Raw genomic sequence first — 20,671 nt, forward strand, 5'->3', positions numbered from 1 at the left:
AATGCTGCTTAATAATGTCGATATTCATGCTCATGCCCCAAAAAAAAGGAGACATAAGATCACAGAGGACTCCGTGGGTCAATACTGTTTAGAGGGTAGGCAAAAAAACGTTCATGATCTTGCCCTGCCTTCCATTATGGCTTTGTTATGTGTGCTTTTCTGCCCTTAACTTTAAAGCTTTATTCATTCCTTCAAACGAAGCAGTAAATACTTTTTCAATTTTATGCCAAAGAAAAAATGGCAAAATGCCTGAAAATATTTCTCCGTGAATAACTCGCGTTTCAACTGGGGAAATGGCTTCAAAAATAAAATAATGTTTTCCAGCAAACAGAATACCACTCTTAGCAAGAAAGCAGACTTCTTTACCATAAAGAACTTTTTCTACTTTTGGATCAGCGAATCTAGCTTTGCCATTAGATAATACAACTTTAATTTTTAAGGATTCACCTTCATTAAGCGACCCTTGGATCTCAGTTAAAAATGGATTCCACTCATGGTATCTTTTAAAGTCTGAGAATATGCCCCATACGCTCTCTAACGATGCCTCAATCTGAATTTTAGTTTCTATTTTTTTCATAGATTGCTTCCGATACCGGGATACATAATGCACGCCATTTACCGTGGGTGGCCTGATTCACCACTAAACCACTTGCTGTCTGCTTAGGGGGATGACGGTTGTTTTTGTATTGGATGGGAAAAAACGTGCCCGCAATTTCATAAACGGCGTTTCAACACAAAAGTAGAGTGCCCAACCACAAAAAATACTCACTGCCATAATAATTGCTATTCCCAGCCCGCTGTTAATATCAATATCATATTCCGTAACGGGTGCTTTTAATATTTGGAACAAAGGTTTATGGATCAAATAAATTGCATAAGACCAAAGCGCGAGGCTCGCAGCCCCAGGAATTCGTATATGGTACAGCACTGAGTTGGGGCTCAGTGCGGCGAGTACCAGAATTGCGAAGCTGATAGCTAGGAATGAATAGCCAAAAGTCACCACATGAAACGTGCGACCATAGCCTTCGATGTAAGCATAGTTTTGAAACACGTAAAATATCATTCCCACACTAACCAAGCCGACTACCAATAAAAGGTTACCTCTACGCAATATTGCTGCATAGGTTGTGGGATGAAAGTTCTTAAGTAATGCAATCGCCACACCGGGCAATAATTCATCAAACCGGGTAAAGCTGGTGTAGTAAATATGCTCCATAAAAGATTGTGCAGAAATTGCCGCCTCACCATGTTCGAACCAATTAAATCCGCGCAAAAATATAGCTAACAACATAGCACCAATAATCGCGAACCAACCAAGTGTAATAGAACGTTTGATGTAAGTAGTAAACAGTGTAACTATGGGGAAAATTAAATAAAACTGCTCTTCAATACACAGCGACCAGGAATGGGTAAAGGTCTCTCCTGCGCGCATACCCAGATTTTGCGTGAAGGTCAGAAAAGACCAGAGCGATGCAGTTGCTGTGCCGCTCAATGCAACCGGGAAGATAAAATAAAGTGCGAGTACAAAATAATAGTTAGGTAAGGTTCGCAGGAAACGGCGAATATAAAACAACTTGAGCGAAAACTCCTGCCCTTTGGCAATTGCCGAAAGCACCTGATTACCAATCAAATAGCCACTCAGCACAAAAAAAAGATCAACACCTGTCCAGCCCAATTGGCTCATAAATCCGAAGATATTTTCGCTGCTTACCACTACTTTATAGTGATAGATCAGCACGATAATAATGGCGACAGCGCGTAGTGTGTCCAAACCGTAAAGGCGGTTATTGTGATGATTTTCCATGATGTACTTCTGCTAGTTCCTATAAGTTATGGTTGTAAGAGGTAAAGCCTTTGTTGAATTGCTAAAGTTCAAAGATCACAGCGCCATCACTAAAACATTGATTTGTTGGGGATGAATTGCGGCTTTATGCATTTCATAATTCCCAGCATCAGCCTAACGTTTGAACGCAGTGTCTATGAGCGTCTATGAGCGTCTATGAGCGTCTATGAGAGTATGAGGACAGCCTAAACACTTTTGCCCGGTAATAACACATCCTGAACAGAGTCCGTCAGTCCCTGACTCATCAGTCACGAGGTAGCAAACGCATCAAAGGTAAGGTTGTCGGGGACTGAGATGGCTAATGCGCCAAGGATTGAGTGCACAAGCGCCCTGATAAACCTCAGTCGTCGTAAAAATGCCTCCATCAAGGACTGGAAAGTTAACCTGGATGCAGTGCTTCACTCTGCCGTTTACCTCGGCACCATTTGCCACCGGATTTGGCTTTCATGGCACACATGGCATCCCACCTACCACTGATGCCGCTGTATTGACGGCGAAATTCTTTGGCGGAAGTGACCCAGGCATCTTCGCCGATACCCAGTTCGGTGAGCAGCTTGGGGCGGGTGCTATCAATAAAGCCACGCTTATCTTCGCGCACAGCACGACCGGTCCAGTCAATCAATTCCAGATAATCGGCAAAGTGGAATGGAATACCGCTTTGCTCGGCGGCTACGGCCGCGCCCTCGAAAGGCAGTAAAGGTTTGAGTGACACACGAACTGGCTTCTGTTGCGCAAGCGCTTCAATCCGCTCCTGAATCGAAGTGTAATCAGACTCTTGCAGCGAGTCTGCAATACCCGCACGAATAGGATTTAAATCCACATACATCATGCAGGCAAGCAGCGCCTGCTCATCCAGTAGTGCCTGGGATTTAAAGCGCCCTTCCCAGAATACCCCTTTGCAGCCATCTTCCCGATTGGCTTTACGGGCAATCTCTTCATTGAGGCAGCGCATAAACCAACTCACACTGCCAAGCCGCTCTTGCCATTCGGCAATCAGGCTGTCGAGCAGCATTCGCTCGCCTTCGGACAAGCTATCGCCTTTAAGAAATCGGGTAGCAATGGCATTACCGGCAAACAGCGTCGTCCAGCGTGCAACCACGTCAAATTGAGACAGGCCCTTTTGAGCGGCAAGGTCGATTTTCAGTACCAGATGATAGTGATTTGACATCACAGCATAAGCACAGACATCAATGCAGAATACCGACGACAACCGCCTGATTTTATCGACTATCCAGCCACGCCTGTGCTCGTAACTGCGCCCGGTGACCACATCTTCGCCACATAAAAATGCCCTTCGGACACAGCGATTAATCACATGGTAGAAGGGCGTGCTTTCGGCATCAATCAATTGGCGACGAGCAGTAGTCATGGCAAGCCTCGGCAGGCAAAAGGGAGTAACTCAAAGCCTAGTCAGACAGGCCCAAAAGCACAAAAAGATTTGGATGTCCCATCTTTAGCACGCAGTGGTGATCTTAAGCCCATCTATGTTCCGGACGAACGGGACGAGGCCATTCGCGATCTTATCCGCTGTCGGGAAGACGCCATGCTCGATTTGCGTCAGGCACGGCAGCGGCTGAAATCCTTCCTGCTGCGCCATGGTCACCCCTGCAGTGGCCGACAAAACTGGACCGAGGCATATCGGCGTCATCTGGCCGACATTAGCTTCCAGGAAAGTGCCACCAAGCTCACCTTCCAGCATTACGTCAACATAGTCACCGAGCGTCACGAACGTCTGCAACAGCTGGAACTGGAGCTGCAAAGCCTGGCAGAAAGCTGGCGTTGGTATCCGCTGGTGCAGCGCCTTACCGTGCTGCGGGGGATCCGTTTCTTGTCGGCTATGACCATTATGGCCGAGCTGGGCGACTTACGACGCTTTGACTCACCGCGTTCCTTGATGAACTTTGTTGGCCTGACACCCAGTGAGCGCTCAAGCGGACAGCGGGAGCGACGCGGCGGGATCACCAAATGCGGCAATGGCCATGTACGACGCATTTTAATAGAGTCTGCCTGGGCCTATCGTTTTCCAGCCAAAGTCTCTCGGGAGCTGGAGAGTCGGCAACAAGGGCACTCAATCCGGCTGCAAACACGTGCCTGGGAGGTACAGCAGCGATTATGCCACCGCTTCCATGCCCTGAAAGCACGAGGCAAGGAATACAACAAGGTTGTCACCGCGGTGGCCCGGGAACTGACGGGCTACCTTTGGGACATTGCCCGGGAATTTGAGGTGGATAAGCCGATAACGGCTTACTAATCCAGCTCTTAGCGTTACGAATACACTCTGACAGTAAAGGCGGCGGCAGCGGTGAGAGCAACCCTCGAGGGCGTTAAGCGGTCACATCCGCGCTCCTAGACTGAGGCAAGGCTCCAGCGGCGCAAACAAGTAATGCGGTTAAAATCCGCGGATATCAGCAAGGTCAACCGCCGACACTTACTGGCCAAAGCCTACTGTCAGAGTGTCCTTACCGGAAATTTTTTGGGTTTCCGGTAAGGACACTATTTGCCTATTTGACAAAGGGAATCATATCAACGCCTTGCTCACCGGCGAGTAAGTTGGTGCTGTTTTTGCCGCTTTTGGTTTTGAGCAAAAACCGCGACAACTGTATCGAGTCCGCGTGCAGCAACTTGTTAGCTTTTTCTTAAGGCTAGTTGAGGAGTTAATAACTTAAATTCTTCTCGTAGTTCATTTAAGTTTTCATGCTCATCAATAATTTTTTCTTTACCACCAACTTCATTTGCGGCCTTTATGAATACAGATGCGAATGCGGCTTGCTTATACGCCTCAAATAACTTGAATACTATTTCATTTTGAGTTGCTTTGCCTGATGTATTATTTTCAACCCACTCCACAATAGTACTGTATGCACGAATGTGATCCCTTAATACTCGGATATTGTACCTTTGCTCCTCAGTGAAGCTTTCTGCTACCTCATAATAATAAGCATCTAATACTGGTGTCGATACTGGAGCCCCAAGACTACATGCATAGTACCCATCATGCCCGTATTCGACAGATGACTTTTTAGCTGTCCTCGTACGTTCTGTAAGAAGAACTTCAAGATCTTTCAGTTCTGTTGATATTGCTAGTTTCAGTTTGTTTATTCTACATTTTGACTTTATTACGTCTGTAAGTTGAGATAATCCCCACCCTACGAATAAAGCTATTAGTGCGACTTGTAAACGATCCATTAATTATCCTTAAACGTACAATTCAAACATCTGCAAACACCGCATAGAAGCTAACGCCCGCATTTGCGGCTGGTTTGGAGCGCAGCGGAAAACCAGTCCGACAACATGCGCTTGTTACATTACGCCTCGGCATCCTTTATAAGCTTGACAACCCCCAAATAAAACTCAGAAGTTACGCCTAATGCGCTATAACTTAACCTAGTAGTTTTTGCTACATCGCTTTTAAATAGCTTTTTAAGTTGGGCTATGTCGTTATCCAGCATTTTGGAGCTTCCACCGCCATGTACAATTGAGTTTCTTCGCGAGTACAGCCAATCAGCATAACCACAAACTGATGTAGGGATTTTGTTATTCTGCGGTGTAAAGCTCCCAAGAATTTTACCCGTAGAAATATTAACTCTTGGCTTAGTCCACAAATTTCTTTCGAGGCCAATGAGTTCAAACAACTTTGATACCTTATTAGAATGCCTTCCTCGAAGAACGCCGTCTCTTAAAATATTCTGGACTCTTGACTCAACCACTTCATGAATATTACTCCCATCCATCAGCAACTTTAATACATCCGCCTCCGATACAGGGGAATCCAATTTTTTAAGTGCATCATCGAGTAATCGTTCATGAAGCGCATTATCGAGAATAGTTTTGTCCACCATCACGTCAAAACGATCAACTAAATTTGTATAGACCAACTTCTGTAAATGATTTCTACTACCGTCTTGCAACCCAGCAAGTTCTTCAGTTGCTTTCTTGACTTCGCCTTTGACAAACTTCTCAAAATCTAAAACATTCTGAAGATTCACGATACTTCCTTAGTAATGTAACATTTTAATAGTGCGCATGCGCATATGTACATTGGTTCAATGTAAACCAGATTATCACAACTTACTGTTCTGTAAACCATTCAACTTGTTCACTCCACTGAGCCTTCAGGCTAAACGCGCATGCGCGTTTGCACAAATAACGAGATCTCGTTATTTGTACACTTTTTTAATAAAACACTGAATTTTATAGTGTAATTAATTCAGCTTGCGTGTAAACACGCATCGCTCAGATAATTTTCCGTGCAAACGCGCCGTTTTAGGCTAAAACTAAAAAATCAACTGGATAAACATCCAGTACTCCAGTGCAATAACTCATGCGAATAAATTTTATGTTCAAGAGCCGCTTTCTCACTCAGATAAGTGAAAGCCTCAGATTGCTGGGCTACAGTCTGCGGACAGAAAAAACCTACCTATATTGGATTGCCTGCTACATTCGTTTTCATCGCCTTAAGCATCCTGACACTATGGGGGCACCGGAGGTCACGGCATTTCTGTCCTATCTGGCGAATCGACGTCATGTCGCTATCAATACCCAGAAGACGGCATTGAACGCATTGGCCTATCTGTACAATAAATTCCTGCAACGCCCCTTGGGTGAGCTGGGGTTCAGTCACGCCCAGCGTCATAGACGCTTGCCCGTCGTCCTCAGCCCTGGCGAGGTTAGTCTTATCTTGGGACAACTCAGTGGCCGTGACAGGAGCATATTTTCCATCCTCTATGGCTCGGGTTTGCGCATTACCGAATGCTTGCGCTTACGTATTCAAGATGTTGACTTTGAACATGCGGCTATCACAGTCCGTGATGGCAAGGGGAACAAAGACAGGCAAACAGTGCTGAGCCAGTCACTCATCCCCGAGCTGCAACAGTTGATAACCCAGGCCGTTGATCTCCAGCGACGTGACAATCTGCAAGGTATTGGGCCGTCATTGCCCTTTGCGCTCAACAAGAAATATCCCAATGCCTTTCGTCAACCCGCCTGGATGTATATTTTTCCCTCGACCAGTGTGTGCCAGCATCCGCTGGCGCATATTCTCTGCCGGCATCATTTACACGATTCGGTGCCGCGAAAAATATTACGTCATGCTGTGCAGCGATGTGGTCTGGATCACAAGCAGATTAATTGTCATACCTTCAGGCACTCATTTGCCACCCAACTGCTGCGTAATGGTCGAGATATCAGGACTGTGCAGGAACTCCTTGGTCACAGCGATCTGGCCAGCACCCAAATCTATACTCATGTGATAGGCCAGCACTACGCCGGTACCCTGAGTCCACTCGACAGTTTAAACATGGCTGCCGATTGATCCCTTGAGCGACTAAGCAACTAAGCGACTAAGCGACTCACGCAGCCGGCACTCACAGATGCTTTCGGGCAGGCTACCGCACGGGATTGCGGCTTCCAGAGTGCCCGGACGACAGTTAAGCAAAAGGGGAACGGGAGATTCAAGATAAGGTTTAGCTTCGGCTCATCCTGAGTCTGTTTCCATTGCACTGCGGCGTCTTGTGCTGGCCTTGCGTAGACCTAAGGCTCTGAGGCTACTTGGAATAACTTAAGGCGCGCCTTGGAATAACTTTAAGTAGTTTAGATTAACGATTAACTTAAGCAAAAACAGCGACAAAGGCAAGGCAAATCCCAATAGCACTGCCCTAGTGCTATTGAGGCTGACATTGCCGCAACCCAAGCCCAACCAGGGGTTCTGCCGCTGTTGCGCCGCTGACGAGTCTCTTGCTAGCATTTGCATCATTGGCCTTTGTTGGCATCGGCAAAACAGACCCGATTTCGGCCATTCTGCTTGGCCTGGTACAGGGCTTCATCGGCGAGGTTCAGGCTGCTCTCCAGGGTATGACTGCCATCATTGGCCGCGCAGCCGATGGACACTGTGATGGGGCCATGTATATCCGTCCAACCCGCGACGCTGAGTCTGGCTATGCTGGCACGAATGTCCTCTGCAATCCGTTCGGCGCCCTGGCGGCTGGTATCGACCAGCACCAGGGCAAACTCTTCACCGCCGATGCGGCTAACCAGATCGACCGTGCGGACCGAATTGTGCAGCGTCTTGCCCAACGCGACCAGTATCTTATCCCCCATGGCATGACCCGAGGTATCGTTGATCTTCTTGAAATGATCCACATCCAGGAGCAGCAGCCAGAGCAGGCTCTTGGTACTTTGGAGACGCTTAAGTTCCTCCTGGCCGAATTCGATGAACTTCCTGCGGTTCGCTAAACCTGTGAGTTGATCGTTCATGGCGGCCTGGGTGAGCAGAAATTCACCCCGGCGCCGCTCATGATCAATTTTTTCCTGGAATATGGCCGACATGCTGACCATCAAGATGATGAACCAGCATATGGTAACGACAAAAATACCGAACAAATCTCCTTCATTGGAATTGAGCGATTTAATCAACAGGTACCCGAGTAGGGTCGGGACAGCATAGCCGGCCATGGTCTGTAGCCTGGCTATCTTGCCGCCTATGTACGGACTCAGAATCGCCTTCACCGCGCCTGAGTTGGCTGTCATCAGCAAGGCCGCGACCGCCAATGCAAAGCCGGTGGATGCCGTCAGCATGGACATTTGTCCGTAGAATTGGTCGATCCCATAGGCATAACCTGTGAAGGAGATGGTGGGTATGGCTAGCGCAATGAAGGCGATGAACTGCGAGGCTGTGACTCTTTGAAAACCATAGAGTAGCAGGCTGAGGGCGATGCAAAAGAACATGATCGCCGAATTGACCCCCATGTGGTTGCTCTTGCCCAGTTGCAGATCCAGCGCCACTTGCTGCTGGAAAGGCGTGAACAAGGCCAACACGTCCGAGTCGAGCAGCATGTCAAAGAAACGCAGCGAGGTGATGATGATCACCAGCGAAACCAGGGCGCGCTGCAACCAGAGTTCGCGCCCCTTGCCGCGACTGGCCCTGAGGCTGAAGCCGATAAAAATCATGCATATTGCCGTCAGAGGGTTGGTTGCCGGTCCACCCGTGACCGGCCGGTACAAGGCCTCGACAGAGCCGAAGTACCCGGCAATGACGGTCAGACCAAACAAAATACAAACGGCACTGAGGGGACGGATAAGCGCTTGAGCAAATTTCACCAGTATCCAGGGTTTTTCTTCAATATTTGTCGCTAAGCTAACGGCGGCTAACATATTCTTTGTCTCTTTTTCTGGGCTTCAAGCCGGGTGGAAGAAAGATGAATCCCGACACTTGCCTGTTTTTATCATTGTAGGCGCAGAGGCAGCTTCACCCCACGACAGCCACTGTCTCTGAGGTAGCCTATTGTCTTCACGTCAATAGACTCGATGGGCCTAGGTGCTGCCTGAATCGACGAGTTTCGCCTATCAGCGATCAGATCCAACACTCCTGCCCCTGTCATTGCCTCTGCCATTGCCTCTGCCATAGGTACCCGGCCTATCTTACACTATTTGCTCTAAGATCAATGCCCTATTGTCCCCTAGACGGCCCAAGACGATGACCCCTTAACCCAAATGCCCAGGCATTAGCGTCTGAGGCCCGGCCGGCCCAAGTCCCGGATGGCATGAGCTCTTGCCGGTAATAAAATAACCTCCATTGCCGGTAAATCCCTCAGCCGGCACTTGTGACTGCAAACGCACAATGCCACAATGCCTGCACTGCCTGTACATAGGCTTTCGACACCAATTCAAGGGAGTAACCCACTTTGACCCTCTCTGGCACCAAGATTTATGGCATCAAAAACTGCGACACGGTAAAAAAAGCCCGTAAGTGGCTGGAATCAAACCAACTGGATATCCCCTTCCATGACTTCCGAGAGCAAGGCCTGGATGAGACGCTGCTCAGTGCCTGGGTCGACGCCCTGGGCTGGGAAGCGGTATTCAACAAGCGCAGCACAAGTTACCGCGCCCTGTCCGACGCAGATAAAGCCGACATAGACGCGCCCAAGGCGATCCTCTTGATGTTGGCACAGCCGACGCTGATCAAACGCCCCGTGCTGGTCGATGCCGAACGGGTGCAGACAGGCTTCTCCGACACCGCTTACAGTGCGTGGTTCAAGTTATGAGTCAATCACGGCCGGTTCACGAGCAGGACGTGGTGGCGCTCGCCATGCAGCTCATCGCCCGTCCCTCGGTGACGCCACTGGACGAAGGCTGCCAGACCCTGATGGCCGAGCGCCTCGGTGCCGCAGGTTTCAATATCGAGCCCATGGTGTTCGAAGACACCACCAACATGTGGGCCCGCAGGGGTAGTCAGAGTCCGGTCTTTTGCTTCGCGGGTCATACAGATGTGGTGCCGACCGGGGATCTCAATCGCTGGCATACCCCGCCGTTCGAGCCCACCCTAATAGACGACTATCTGTTTGGCCGCGGCGCCGCCGACATGAAGGGCTCACTGGCCGCCATGTTGGTGGCAACCGAGCGTTTCGTGGCCGAGCACCCGGATCACAAGGGCTCCATCGCCTTTCTGATCACCAGTGACGAGGAAGGCCCCTTCATCAACGGCACCACCCGGGTGATAGACACCCTGGAAGCGCGCAACGAGAAGATCACCTGGGCCCTGGTGGGCGAGCCCTCCTCGACCCACAAACTCGGGGATGTGGTCAAGAATGGCCGTCGTGGCAGCCTCACGGGCAAGCTGACGGTCAACGGCATCCAGGGACACGTAGCCTATCCGCATCTGGCGGACAACCCTATCCACAAGGCGGCCCCGGCGCTGGCCGAGCTGGCGCAGATGCATTGGGACAAGGGCAACGAATTTTTTCCGCCAACCAGTTTCCAGATAGCCAACATCAATGCAGGTGCCGGCGCATCCAATGTGATCCCGGGATCCCTGGAGGTGATGTTCAATTTCCGCTATTCCACCGAAGTGACCGCCGAGCTGCTGATCCAGCGGGTCTTGGGGATCCTCGATGCCCATGGCTTGGATTACGATCTCGACTGGACCTTCAACGGCCTGCCCTTTCTCACGGGTGAAGGGCCCCTGCTGGACGCCACCCGTGACGCCATTCGCGAGGTCACGGGCAGCGAGACGGATCCCCAGACGTCCGGCGGCACCTCGGATGGCCGTTTCATCGCCCCGACCGGCGCTCAGGTGCTGGAACTTGGGCCGGTGAACGCCAGCATCCACAAGGTCAACGAGTGCGTGCGGGTCGAAGATCTCGAGCTGCTGGCCAAGTGTTACCAGGGCATACTGGAAAGACTCCTGTGCTAGCCACCGGCGCGCCGCCGGGGTTGCAGCGCCCCGAACTGTACGGCTTGGGGCCTGATGCCCTGGAAGAAGGGACGCAGCTGATCCCGTATCAGGAACACTGGCTCGAAGCGAACACCGCAGCCGCCTTCGCCAACATGGCACGGGCCGCCGAAGACGCCGGCCTGGCGCTGGCCATCTGCTCCGGCTATCGCAGTTTCGAGCGCCAGTTGCAGATCTGGAACGCCAAGGCGACAGGCCGACGACCGCTGCTCGACGCCCTGTCCCGGCCGGTGAACCCAGAAGGCTTGAGCCATGCCAGGCTGGTCGAGCTGATCTTGCTCTGGTCGGCATTGCCCGGCGCCTCGCGCCATCATTGGGGCACGGATATCGACCTGTTCGATGCCAATGCCATCTCCAGGCAAGCCCTCAGGCTCAGCAGCGACGAGTATCTGCCTCAAGGCCCCTGTGGGCCCCTGCACGCCTGGCTGCAGGCCAATGCCGGGCGCTTCGGCTTCTACTTCCCCTACCAAGCAGGACTCAGCGGCGTCAGCCCCGAGCCCTGGCATCTGAGCTACTTCCCTGTGGCATCGGGCTGGCTGGCAGATTATGATCCCAAGGCCCTGTATCTCATCCTGGAGCGCGCCGAACTGGCCCTCAAGCCCCAGGTGCTGGCACGGCTTCATGATTTGGTCGACGAATACGTGTTTAGAATCGCACCTGCGCCGACGGCCATGCCGTAGCCGTAGCCGTAGCCGAGATCATGGCCGGAAATAGAACGGGTTAACCTGTTATTTTTAATCTTATTTAATACTTTTTTGTGAGTCACTGTTATGGATTTTTCTGCCTGCCGTCACCAAGTTACCCTGGATGCACAGCAACTGAGTTACCTGGACATAGGCCAGGGGCCGACACTCCTGTTCGGCCACGGCTACCTGTGTGACAGCCGTATCTGGGCGCCACAACTGGCGCAGCTGAGTCAAGATTATCGCTGCATAGTGCCGGATCTCTGGGGCCATGGTCACTCTGGTGCCCTGCCTGCGTCCTGCCGCAATCTGCAGGATCTGGCCAAGCAGATGCTGGCGCTGCTCGATCTGCTCAAGATAGACAGCTGTGAGCTCGTGGGCCACGGCATGGGCGCCATCTGGGGCACCGAGCTGGCCCTGCTGGCACCGGGAAGAGTCAGGTCTTTGGTGCTGCTCAACAGCTTCATCGGCTTCGAGCCCGAAGTCACCCGCGACAAGTATCTCGCCCTGCTGGATGAGGCCGCGGCTGTCGGTCACTTCCCGAGTGCCATGATAGACAGCATGGCGCCGCTCTTTTTTGCCGCAGACACCCGGACACGAGCGCCCGACTTGTATCAGGATTTCTGCCATTCTCTGGCAACTCATGGCACAACACATGGCACGGCTCCTCATAACGCAGCTCACGACTCAGCTAATAGTGAAGCTCATAATGCGACTAATAGTGCAGAGCCACTCGCCAGCCTGGTTCGCCTAGGACGCATGCTGTTTGGCCGCCGGGATCTGCTCGAGGAGGTCGAAGCTTTGGCACTGCCCTGCCTCATCATGGTGGGATGCGAGAACCGGCTGCGTACCGTGCTCGAGAGTTACCTGATGCATGATGCCCTAGACGGCAGCGAATACGTCCAGCTGCAACACGCGGGGCATCTCGCCACCCTGGAGCAAGCCGAGGTCGTCACCGCCAGACTCGGTCAATTCCTGAGCCGCCCATGAGCTTGGCTGTCGCCGCTGCACTGATGCCAGTACTGGATGCAGCAAAAATCTTGATCGAATAAAACCATTGTTAATCAATTGTATATTTATGTTTAAGCCATTTTTAACTAAAGGTTTTCAAGCTTGGATTAAATTATTTCATCCTTTACCCTTCAGGATAAATGCACAGAAATAAACCAATGTAACATTCTAAAAAAACAATAAGATGGGATATATTTTCGGCAGAAAACCTGCAACCTCGACATGAAGTTGGCTGTAAGCTTGGATGGATAGCTTGGATGGATAGACCAGAGCGCGAAAAATTGCTGGTACACTAAGCAGACAATGGGCCCGAAGAACGGCCCGAGTCCCACTCAAGCAACTCAAAGCATGAGTGCTGGCATAGAAAAAATCACAGGTATCAATGAAACTACTTAAACAGCTATTCGATAATAATCGCCGATGGGCCGGCCGCATTCGCCAGGAAAACCCGAGTTTCTTCGAGCAATTGGCGACCCAACAGAATCCCGAGTATCTGTGGATAGGTTGCTCCGACAGTCGGGTGCCCTCGAACCAGATCATCGACCTGATGCCCGGCGAAGTCTTCGTTCACCGCAACATAGCCAACATGGTGATCCACACAGATCTCAACTGCCTGTCGGTGCTGCAATACGCCATCGACGTGCTCAAGGTGAAGCACATAATGGTGGTGGGTCACTACGGCTGTGGCGGTGTACGCGCCGCCATGGGCACCCAACGCCTGGGGTTGATAGATAACTGGCTAGGTCACCTGCGGGACATACATCGCCTGCATCAGGAAGAACTGACAATGCTCGACGAGCAGGCCAGGTTCGATCGCCTGTGTGAGCTCAACGTCATAGAACAAGTGGCCAATGTCACCAGCTCGCCCTTGGTCCAGGAAGCCTGGGAGCGCGGTCAGGAAGTGGCTGTGCATGGCTGGATCTACAGCGTCCAGAATGGCCTGTTGACGGATTTGGACGTGACAGTGGACCGCACCCTGGGGCTCGCCGGCACCCGTTGACATGACAGCCGCTGCTCCATGGCCCGGCTCATCCCAATAAAAAGTCTGCCCCAGGGCAGACTTTTTCCTTTATCGATAAATTTTCCTTAATAAAACATCGCAGATAGCACTTCATCCCAGTTATAATCTGGCGGTTTATTGGAGCGCATCTGACGCGCAACGCATTCTGAGGAGATTACTTCCATGCCCGGTTTTGAATTATTTGGTCCTGAAGAGAAGCAGGAAGTCGCTGACGTAATGGAACACGGCTTCACCTTCCGTTACAACTTTGACCATATGCGTAACGATCGCTGGAAGACCCGCGACATGGAACAGATGCTCTGCGACAAGATGAACGTCAAGCACGTGCACCTGTTATCCAGCGGCACGGCCGCACTGCAGACGGCCATGATGGCCGCCGGCATAGGCGCAGGTGACGAAGTCATAGTGCCACCCTTCACCTTCGTCGCCTCGGTCGAAGCCGTGTTCATGGCCGGTGCCATCCCAGTATTTGCCGAAATCGACGAGACCCTGTGTCTGTCACCCGAAGGCATAGAAGCCGCCATCACCCCACGCACCAAGGCGGTTAACCTGGTGCAGATGTGTGGCTCCATGGCCAAGATGGACGAGATCAAGGCCATCTGTAAGAAGCACAACCTGGTGCTGCTGGAAGATGCCTGCCAGGCCATAGGCGCCAGCTACAAGGGCCAGGCCCTGGGTACCCTGGGCGACGTGGGTTGCTACTCCTTCGATTCGGTCAAGACCATCACCTGTGGTGAAGGCGGCGCCGTATTGACCAACGACACCACTATCTACAACCATGCCCACATGTTCTCCGACCACGGCCACGACCATGTCGGCAACGATCGCGGCGCCGAATCGCACCCCATCATGGGTCTGAACTTCCGCATCTCGGAAATGAACGCCGCCGTGGGTGTCGCCCAGCTGCGCAAGCTGGACACCATCATAGAAATCCAGCGCAAGCACAAAAAGATGATCAAGGATGCCATGGCCGACATCCCGGAAGTCAGCTTCCGCCTGATCCCGGATCCCGAAGGCGACTCAGCCGGTTTCCTGAGCTTCATGCTGCCAACCGAAGAGCGCACTGCCGAGATCAGCCAGAAGCTGGCCGCCAACGGCGTCGATGGCTGCTTCTACTGGTATGTGAACAACTGGCATTACCTGAAAAACTGGAAGCATATCCAGGAGCTGCAGTCCCCGGCCGCCCTGCCCATCATGCTGGTCCAGGACAGACCCGATTACACCCAGGTGTCAGTGCCCAAGTCGGATGCCATCATGAGCCGCACCATCTCCATGCTGATCAAGCTGTCATGGACGGAAGAGCAGATCATGGCGCGTATCGAAAACATCAAGAAAGCCTTCGCCCAATAATTTCAGGCCAATAATTCCCAGGGAGTGTATTGCAATGAGTTTCAAGAATTTTAAAGTCGTTGAAAAAATGATCTTCGGCCGGGGCTCCTTCGCCCAGCTGGACGAAGTGCTGGCCGCCGAGCGCAAGACAGCCGAAGACTTCGTGGTCTTCCTGGTCGACGACGTGCATCAGGGCAAGCCGCTGGAAGCCCGTATTCCCAAGAAGGCCCAGGATCTGGTGATCTGGGTCAACGTCGACGAAGAGCCGAGCACAGTGCAGATAGACACCCTCACCGAACAGGTGCAGGCCTTCAACGCCAAGTTACCGGTCAGCGTGATAGGTCTGGGCGGCGGCTCCACCATGGATGTGGCCAAGGCCGTGTCTCTGATGCTCACCAACCCGGGCGGCTCCGCCATGTACCAGGGCTGGGATCTTATCAAGAACCCGGCGGTGCACCATGTCGGCATTCCTACTATCTCGGGTACCGGCGCCGAAGCCTCGCGCACCGCTGTGCTCTGCGGCCCGGTGCGCAAGCTGGGACTGAACTCGGATTACACTGTATTCGATCAGATCATCATGGACTCTGAGCTCATAGCCGGCGTAGAAACGGATCAATGGTTCTACACAGGCATGGATTGCTATATCCACTGCGTCGAGTCACTGCAGGGCACCTTCCTCAACGAGTTCTCCAAGTCCTATGCCGAGAAGGCCATGGATCTGTGTCGCCAGGTGTACCTGGACGATCATCCGGAGAAAGACGACAAGCTGATGATGGCCTCCTTCATGGGCGGCATGAGCATAGCCTACAGCCAGGTCGGCGCCTGTCATGCCGTGTCTTATGGCCTGGGCTATATCCTCGGCTACCATCACGGCATAGGCAACTGTATCGCCTTCGACGTGCTGGAAGAGTTCTACCCTGAAGGGGTGGCAGAGTTCCGTCTGATGCTGAAGAAGCACAACATCACCCTGCCGAAGAACATCTGCAAAGACTTGCCGGATGAGACCATAGCCAAGATGGTTGCCGTGACCAAGAGCATGGGGCCACTGTGGGCCAACGTCTACGGTCCGACCTGGGAAGAGAAAGTCACGGATGAAATGTTGACTAAGCTATTCCGCCGTATCTAGTCTTAGAGACGCTGCGTTTATTCTGGGGCTCCTTTGGGAGCCCATTTCACTTTAGCCTCGCTAAGTAAAGTAGGTAAATTTGATGAATGTTACTCTGTTGATCCCGGCGCGCTACGGCTCGAGCCGCTTTCCTGGCAAGCCGCTGGCACCCATTAACGGCAAGCCGATGATCCAACACGTCTACGAGAGAGCCGGACTGGCCAAGGGCCTGACCAGCATCTATGTTGCCACCGACGACGTGCGCATCAAGGATGCGGTCGAAGGTTTCGGCGGCAAGGTGGTGATGACCTCGGCCGAAGCGGCATCGGGGACGGACAGGATCGAAGATGCCATCACTCAGCTGGGCCTGGACGATGACGATCTGGTGATCAACCTCCAGGGCGATCAACCACTGATAGATCCTATCTCAATTGAGCAGATCATCAGCCTGTTCGAGCGCCATCCGGGCGAATTCGAAATGGCCACCCTGGGCTTTGAGATAATCGACAAGGCCGAGCTCGACGATCCCATGCATGTGAAGATGGTATTCGACAACGACTATAATGCCCTCTATTTCTCCCGCGCCCGTATTCCCTTCGGCCGCGATACCCAGGACTACCCCGTCTACAAGCATTTGGGGGTATACGCCTACACGCGTCGCTTCGTTAAGCTGTTTAATAGCCTGCCGCTGGGACGTCTGGAAGATCTGGAGAAGCTGGAGCAACTGCGGGCACTGGAATACGGCCATAAGATCAAGGTCGCCATCAGTGCCTTCGATTCGCCGGAAGTCGATACCCCGGAAGACATCCGCAAGTGCGAACAACGCCTGGCGGTAGACTAGCTTGACCGGGTTCCTGTTGCCTTGATGAACAGGAACCCGGATCGGCCTTTAATAACGCGCTTGCGGCAAACCCCGCACAGGCGCGTTAACAACACTGAGATACGCGAGGTTAGAGCATGTCATCATGGGAAGTGTGGATCATCATCCTGCTTGTGGTCGGCGTCATCGCCAGCAACCTCGTGGTCCTGAGATACAACGCCAAATTCAAGCTGCCACAGTTTGGGCCAGAGACCAAGGGCAAGACCAAGCCCGAAGCCCTGCCTGAAACCAAGGCCCCGACCGAGGATGCAGAGTCGAAAGATGCTGAGTCGAAGGATGCCTCCTCAGCGAACAGCAAAGCAGACAAGGCAGAGCCAGTCGAAGCTTCGGCAGACAGAGACGCAGAGGCAAGCCAATCTCAGCCCAGTAATGAAAATCCCAAAACGCAACAACCCAAGAGCTAGCAGGTACGACCCGCGAGTGGTTCGCACTATCCCGCTTGGATGCGGGCTCCCGCTAACGACCGTCGCTGAGCCTGCTACGGATGCAGCCATGGCACTTCTGACGGCTGGCATTTCTGACGGCTGGCACTCCTGACAGATAGCAACTCTTACAGATAGCACTCTGGCGTATTGCCCCCTACCCCTATCATCTTTCCCCGGTCTCCCCCTACTACTTGTTAACTTATTGTTGTTATTGTAATCTTGATGGCAATCTTTTGCGGCCGCCCTGCATTTACAAGCATAAGGGCGTTCGTAAGCATGAGGGTATTCACAAGCATAAGGCTCAGGCCAAGGACACAGATCCAGGGAAGAGATCCAGCAAAACTGCCAATCCCCCCATGTCTTTGTCCCGCCACGCAGCCGCCCTGTTGCAGGCCGCCTTCACAGCTTGCCGACAAAAATGCCTTGACCGCTGGTTGTTAAAAATCCAGATGCCATACAATAACCATGGCGTCCTGCGGTAGCCATGGCCTCCGGTTTTGCCTTTCTCGTGTGACCTGACTCAGCAGAGACTGGCCGGCCGACTGACGCTACCGTCATAATGCTGCCGATAGATGCTAGGTTGCAGCCTTGGGCGTGCTCATCAATGTGTCGCGCATGCGCGTTTGCACAAGAGCGTAATAAAATAACCTTATAACTCAGTGCGTTATAGAAGACTGTATTGAAATAACGAGATCTCGTTATTTGTGTAAAAGCGCATGCGCGTTTAGCCGGAAGACATTGGACTTAAACCAAACTTAATGCTTTACACAACAGTAACTTGTGGTAACGTGGTTTGCATTGGACTAATGTACATATGCGCATGCGCGCTATTAAAATGTTAGCTGTACAGGGAAATCATGGAAGTTGAGTTAATCGTCGATACAAATAGAAAAATCTCTTTATCCTCTTTTGAGAAGCAATTGGACGGTTCATGTTGTGCAGCCATTAATATTGTCAGTAGTAAGCTGACTTACTCTGAAAAAGAGTTCTACTTTGAAGGTTTCCCCCAATTTATAGAAAATCTAGAGTTTATGTACTCAAAACTAAAAGGCTCTGCTGAATTAAGGTTTCACCATGAAAGTGACTATATTAAATTTGAAGCTAAATCATTAGGGCATATTGAAGTTACTGGGGAGTTTCTGGAATATGGTGAAATTCAACAGAATATTTATTTTGGTTTTGCTTTCGATCAAAGTTATTTGCCATCTTTCATAGAAAGTTTAAAAGCTGTATCTGCAAGTTTATACAGCTAACAAGTTACTCAAAAGGACGCAAAACGCTTGGATTGCGCTCCTTCGTCGCTAATTTTAGCCAAGCATTTTTGCGCCCATTAGTAAGGCGCTGGAGGATCCCCTCATAATCCAGGCATGCCTCCGGCATGAACCCGTTTGATGTATTCCATCATAGCCCAACTAAGAGTCGACTCTTTTAATCTGACTCTTTTTAACTGAAATGTTGGCTCGCAGCCGGACTTCCCAAGCCAGACGATCGATAATACTGCCCTGCTACTTGTCCTGTTGGCCTGAAATAGGCGCAATCGAGCAAGGCCTAAGTGGCAGCCATCAGAGAATTAGGTTTTTTGTACCGTCTTTATCAACAAGAGTAAAGAGATTGTTTTTGAGTAAATCGTATAAGATATGGACTCATTTAGGTAGACAGGCGCATGGAGCAGGATCTGTTGGCAAGAGCCAATGAATTCAACAAACAGTGCGAAATTGATTGTATAAAACAACACTATACGTGTCTACCATTCTGAATCCCAAAGGAATTGTCGGGGGGATTCGCTAGCGTACGGCGTTAATTGCTTACAAAAAAGGAAATGAGATGGTTGAATGGAATTCGGTTTTAGTCGTTTTTTATATTTACATAGTTGGGGTTGTCATTCCTGGTCCTAATTTTGTCGCAGTGACCCACACAGCTATATCATCTTCGAGAAAGCATGCATTAGCCCTTGTTGCAGGTATCGTACTTGTGAACCTGTTTTGGGCTGCAAGTGCATTACTTGGTTTAGGTACTGTTTTTAAATTGTTCCCATGGGTCGCATTGGGTGCCAAGTTTTTAGGGGCCGTATATTTAATCTGGTTCGGGTTTAAATTAATTAAAAGTGCCAATATCGTTCAAGAAAATCTTAGCTCTAAGTCTATGCACAACAGCGTTATGTCATCTTTTAGAAGTGGCATAGTCGTTAATATTGTCAATCCAAAATCGATAGCGTTTTATGCGGCGGTGTTCTCGGCGGCGGCTCCTTCAAGTGTTAACATTTCTACTCTGATTGCCATGCTCGGTGTTGTACTAGCTATCGCCACAATTTGGTACGGTTCGGTTGCACTGCTGCTCTCATCGCCAACCGTATCAAATGCATTTAACAAGTTTAAAGCTAAGTTTAATTATCTATGTGGTACTACAATTGTAGTGCTTGGGTTGAAGCAAGCTTTTAGTAGCACCGGTAACTAACAAGACGTTCATAACAAGTGACTGTGTTCAATGGACCTCACCCGCTTTAACGAACCGGCTCATGGCTTAGTTGCTGGCTTAGCGGCTTGGAGTCGTTCCGTCCAGGTGGCCAGGGATTGTAACAGCCGCGTCAGGTGCTCGCGGGTGTCCACATCGATGAGATGACCATCGGCGTCGAAATGGGTGCCGGCGGAAGCGATCATCACCTCGGGTTTATTGACGAAGTGTACATCCAGGTAGATGAGGATGCGGCGCAAGTCGTATTGGGCCCTGGCGCCACCGAAACGTCCTATGCTGGCGCTGACGATGGCCGCGGGTTTATCAGCCAGCGGCATGGGGTTGCAGCGCGACAGCCAGTCTATGCAGTTCTTGAGTACCCCGCTGACCGAGTAATTGTACTCTGGGGTCGCGAACAGTATGGCATCGGCCGCCAGCACCTGTGCCACCAGCGTCTCGACGCTTTTCGGTATGCCTTTATCTTTAATGTCTTGATTATAAATGGGTATATCCGAAATGTCGGCAATCTCAATCTTCATGCCGGCGGGCGCCAATGTCTGCGCCGCCCTGAGGGTCGCCGAATTGTATGAGCCTTGGCGCAGGCTGCCGGAGATAGCAATCACATTAAGCTCAGCCATAACACTTCCTTTCCGATAGGGTTCATCATCTTGGTCTTGTATTTGGCCTAACAGGCCGG

Annotated in this window: 19 protein-coding genes and 1 pseudogene; 13 read left to right on the plus strand and 7 right to left on the minus strand. The window is 51.3% G+C overall.

Annotated features, from left to right (window positions below; genetic code table 11):
- Positions 1 to 145 precede the first annotated feature (145 nt).
- The 3 genes from HC757_RS17860 to HC757_RS17870 form a co-directional block, all read right to left on the minus strand.
- Positions 146 to 577 (minus strand): SRPBCC domain-containing protein, encoded by a 432-nt coding sequence (locus tag HC757_RS17860; protein WP_169565804.1) that lies wholly within the window; start codon positions 575 to 577, stop codon positions 146 to 148.
- A 63-nt stretch (positions 578 to 640) separates the two neighbouring features.
- Positions 641 to 1,804, minus strand: a complete 1,164-nt coding sequence (locus tag HC757_RS17865; RefSeq protein WP_169565806.1) for an acyltransferase family protein — start codon at positions 1,802 to 1,804, stop codon at positions 641 to 643.
- 418 nt (positions 1,805 to 2,222) lie between these two features.
- Positions 2,223 to 3,212, minus strand: coding sequence for a transposase (locus tag HC757_RS17870; RefSeq protein ID WP_169565808.1), 990 nt, complete (start codon positions 3,210 to 3,212; stop codon positions 2,223 to 2,225).
- A gap of 69 nt (positions 3,213 to 3,281) precedes the next feature.
- On the opposite strand from HC757_RS17870, the gene HC757_RS17875 reads away from it, so the two are divergent.
- A complete protein-coding gene (locus HC757_RS17875) occupies positions 3,282 to 4,094 on the plus strand; it encodes an IS110 family RNA-guided transposase (RefSeq protein ID WP_169565810.1) in 813 nt (270 codons plus the stop codon).
- A 374-nt stretch (positions 4,095 to 4,468) separates the two neighbouring features.
- Here HC757_RS17875 and HC757_RS17880 read toward each other — a convergent pair whose 3' ends face one another.
- On the minus strand, positions 4,469 to 5,029 hold the full coding sequence (locus HC757_RS17880) for a hypothetical protein (RefSeq protein ID WP_169565811.1): 561 nt from the start codon (positions 5,027 to 5,029) through the stop codon (positions 4,469 to 4,471).
- Positions 5,030 to 5,148: 119 nt separating this feature from the next.
- On the minus strand, positions 5,149 to 5,829 hold the full coding sequence (locus HC757_RS17885; RefSeq protein WP_169565813.1) for a hypothetical protein: 681 nt from the start codon (positions 5,827 to 5,829) through the stop codon (positions 5,149 to 5,151).
- Positions 5,830 to 6,179: 350 nt separating this feature from the next.
- Here HC757_RS17885 and HC757_RS17890 point away from each other — a divergent pair, with 350 nt between their 5' ends.
- The gene (locus HC757_RS17890; RefSeq protein ID WP_169565852.1) at positions 6,180 to 7,154 is read left to right on the plus strand and encodes an integron integrase; all 975 of its coding nucleotides are present in this window, start codon (positions 6,180 to 6,182) and stop codon (positions 7,152 to 7,154) included.
- 437 nt (positions 7,155 to 7,591) lie between these two features.
- Here the strand turns inward: HC757_RS17890 and HC757_RS19165 are convergent, their stop codons facing one another.
- Positions 7,592 to 8,938, minus strand: a complete 1,347-nt coding sequence (locus HC757_RS19165) for a diguanylate cyclase (RefSeq protein ID WP_169565814.1) — start codon at positions 8,936 to 8,938, stop codon at positions 7,592 to 7,594.
- Positions 8,939 to 9,522: 584 nt separating this feature from the next.
- Here HC757_RS19165 and HC757_RS17900 point away from each other — a divergent pair.
- The 11 genes and pseudogenes from HC757_RS17900 (at position 9,523) to HC757_RS17950 (ending at position 19,977) form a co-directional block, all read left to right on the plus strand.
- Entirely contained in the window at positions 9,523 to 9,882 is a 360-nt protein-coding gene (locus HC757_RS17900) for an ArsC family reductase (RefSeq protein WP_169565816.1), read from the plus strand.
- Positions 9,879 to 11,030, plus strand: coding sequence for a succinyl-diaminopimelate desuccinylase (gene dapE, locus HC757_RS17905; protein WP_169565817.1), 1,152 nt, complete (start codon positions 9,879 to 9,881; stop codon positions 11,028 to 11,030). The genes HC757_RS17900 and dapE overlap by 4 nt, the downstream gene beginning before the upstream one ends.
- Positions 11,024 to 11,749: a M15 family metallopeptidase gene (locus HC757_RS17910; protein ID WP_425313983.1), complete on the plus strand. Its 726-nt coding sequence runs from the start codon at positions 11,024 to 11,026 to the stop codon at positions 11,747 to 11,749. Before dapE ends, HC757_RS17910 begins: the two co-directional genes overlap by 7 nt.
- 90 nt (positions 11,750 to 11,839) lie before the next feature.
- Positions 11,840 to 12,742 (plus strand): alpha/beta fold hydrolase, encoded by a 903-nt coding sequence (locus tag HC757_RS17915; RefSeq protein WP_169565818.1) that lies wholly within the window; start codon positions 11,840 to 11,842, stop codon positions 12,740 to 12,742.
- A gap of 403 nt (positions 12,743 to 13,145) precedes the next feature.
- Complete coding sequence (gene can / locus HC757_RS17920) at positions 13,146 to 13,763, plus strand: carbonate dehydratase (protein ID WP_169565819.1); 618 nt, start codon at positions 13,146 to 13,148, stop codon at positions 13,761 to 13,763.
- 183 nt (positions 13,764 to 13,946) lie between these two features.
- A complete protein-coding gene (gene kdnA, locus HC757_RS17925) occupies positions 13,947 to 15,134 on the plus strand; it encodes an 8-amino-3,8-dideoxy-alpha-D-manno-octulosonate transaminase KdnA (RefSeq protein ID WP_169565820.1) in 1,188 nt (395 codons plus the stop codon).
- A gap of 34 nt (positions 15,135 to 15,168) precedes the next feature.
- Complete coding sequence (gene kdnB / locus HC757_RS17930) at positions 15,169 to 16,239, plus strand: 3-deoxy-alpha-D-manno-octulosonate 8-oxidase KdnB (protein WP_169565821.1); 1,071 nt, start codon at positions 15,169 to 15,171, stop codon at positions 16,237 to 16,239.
- An 82-nt stretch (positions 16,240 to 16,321) separates the two neighbouring features.
- Complete coding sequence (gene kdsB, locus HC757_RS17935) at positions 16,322 to 17,059, plus strand: 8-amino-3,8-dideoxy-manno-octulosonate cytidylyltransferase KdsB (protein ID WP_169565822.1); 738 nt, start codon at positions 16,322 to 16,324, stop codon at positions 17,057 to 17,059.
- A gap of 116 nt (positions 17,060 to 17,175) precedes the next feature.
- Positions 17,176 to 17,412 (plus strand): annotated as a pseudogene (locus HC757_RS17940) (DUF2897 family protein); the annotation flags it as partial.
- 968 nt (positions 17,413 to 18,380) lie between these two features.
- On the plus strand, positions 18,381 to 18,776 hold the full coding sequence (locus tag HC757_RS17945; protein ID WP_169565824.1) for a WapI family immunity protein: 396 nt from the start codon (positions 18,381 to 18,383) through the stop codon (positions 18,774 to 18,776).
- 571 nt (positions 18,777 to 19,347) lie between these two features.
- A complete protein-coding gene (locus HC757_RS17950; RefSeq protein ID WP_169565825.1) occupies positions 19,348 to 19,977 on the plus strand; it encodes a LysE family translocator in 630 nt (209 codons plus the stop codon).
- Between the two features lie 59 nt (positions 19,978 to 20,036).
- Here HC757_RS17950 and HC757_RS17955 read toward each other — a convergent pair whose 3' ends face one another.
- Positions 20,037 to 20,612 carry an NADPH-dependent FMN reductase gene (locus tag HC757_RS17955; protein WP_169565826.1) on the minus strand — a complete coding sequence of 192 codons (576 nt, stop codon included), beginning with the start codon at positions 20,610 to 20,612 and terminating at the stop codon, positions 20,037 to 20,039.
- Between the last annotated feature and the right edge of the window lie 59 nt (positions 20,613 to 20,671).

Source organism: Shewanella salipaludis (genome assembly GCF_012911865.1).
GTDB lineage: Bacteria > Pseudomonadota > Gammaproteobacteria > Enterobacterales > Shewanellaceae > Shewanella > Shewanella salipaludis.

What these genes read in the sequence shown, in the direction of transcription:
- HC757_RS17860 (WP_169565804.1), bottom strand. Translation starts at nt 577, where the DNA reads ATGAAAAAAATAGAAACTAAAATTCAGATTGAGGCATCGTTAGAGAGC.
- HC757_RS17865 (WP_169565806.1), bottom strand. Translation starts at nt 1,804, where the DNA reads ATGGAAAATCATCACAATAACCGCCTTTACGGTTTGGACACACTACGC.
- HC757_RS17870 (WP_169565808.1), bottom strand. Translation starts at nt 3,212, where the DNA reads ATGACTACTGCTCGTCGCCAATTGATTGATGCCGAAAGCACGCCCTTC.
- HC757_RS17880 (WP_169565811.1), bottom strand. Translation starts at nt 5,029, where the DNA reads ATGGATCGTTTACAAGTCGCACTAATAGCTTTATTCGTAGGGTGGGGA.
- HC757_RS17890 (WP_169565852.1), top strand. Translation starts at nt 6,180, where the DNA reads ATGTTCAAGAGCCGCTTTCTCACTCAGATAAGTGAAAGCCTCAGATTG.
- dapE (WP_169565817.1), top strand. Translation starts at nt 9,879, where the DNA reads ATGAGTCAATCACGGCCGGTTCACGAGCAGGACGTGGTGGCGCTCGCC.
- HC757_RS17915 (WP_169565818.1), top strand. Translation starts at nt 11,840, where the DNA reads ATGGATTTTTCTGCCTGCCGTCACCAAGTTACCCTGGATGCACAGCAA.
- can (WP_169565819.1), top strand. Translation starts at nt 13,146, where the DNA reads ATGAAACTACTTAAACAGCTATTCGATAATAATCGCCGATGGGCCGGC.
- kdnA (WP_169565820.1), top strand. Translation starts at nt 13,947, where the DNA reads ATGCCCGGTTTTGAATTATTTGGTCCTGAAGAGAAGCAGGAAGTCGCT.
- kdnB (WP_169565821.1), top strand. Translation starts at nt 15,169, where the DNA reads ATGAGTTTCAAGAATTTTAAAGTCGTTGAAAAAATGATCTTCGGCCGG.
- kdsB (WP_169565822.1), top strand. Translation starts at nt 16,322, where the DNA reads ATGAATGTTACTCTGTTGATCCCGGCGCGCTACGGCTCGAGCCGCTTT.
- HC757_RS17945 (WP_169565824.1), top strand. Translation starts at nt 18,381, where the DNA reads ATGGAAGTTGAGTTAATCGTCGATACAAATAGAAAAATCTCTTTATCC.
- HC757_RS17950 (WP_169565825.1), top strand. Translation starts at nt 19,348, where the DNA reads ATGGTTGAATGGAATTCGGTTTTAGTCGTTTTTTATATTTACATAGTT.
- HC757_RS17955 (WP_169565826.1), bottom strand. Translation starts at nt 20,612, where the DNA reads ATGGCTGAGCTTAATGTGATTGCTATCTCCGGCAGCCTGCGCCAAGGC.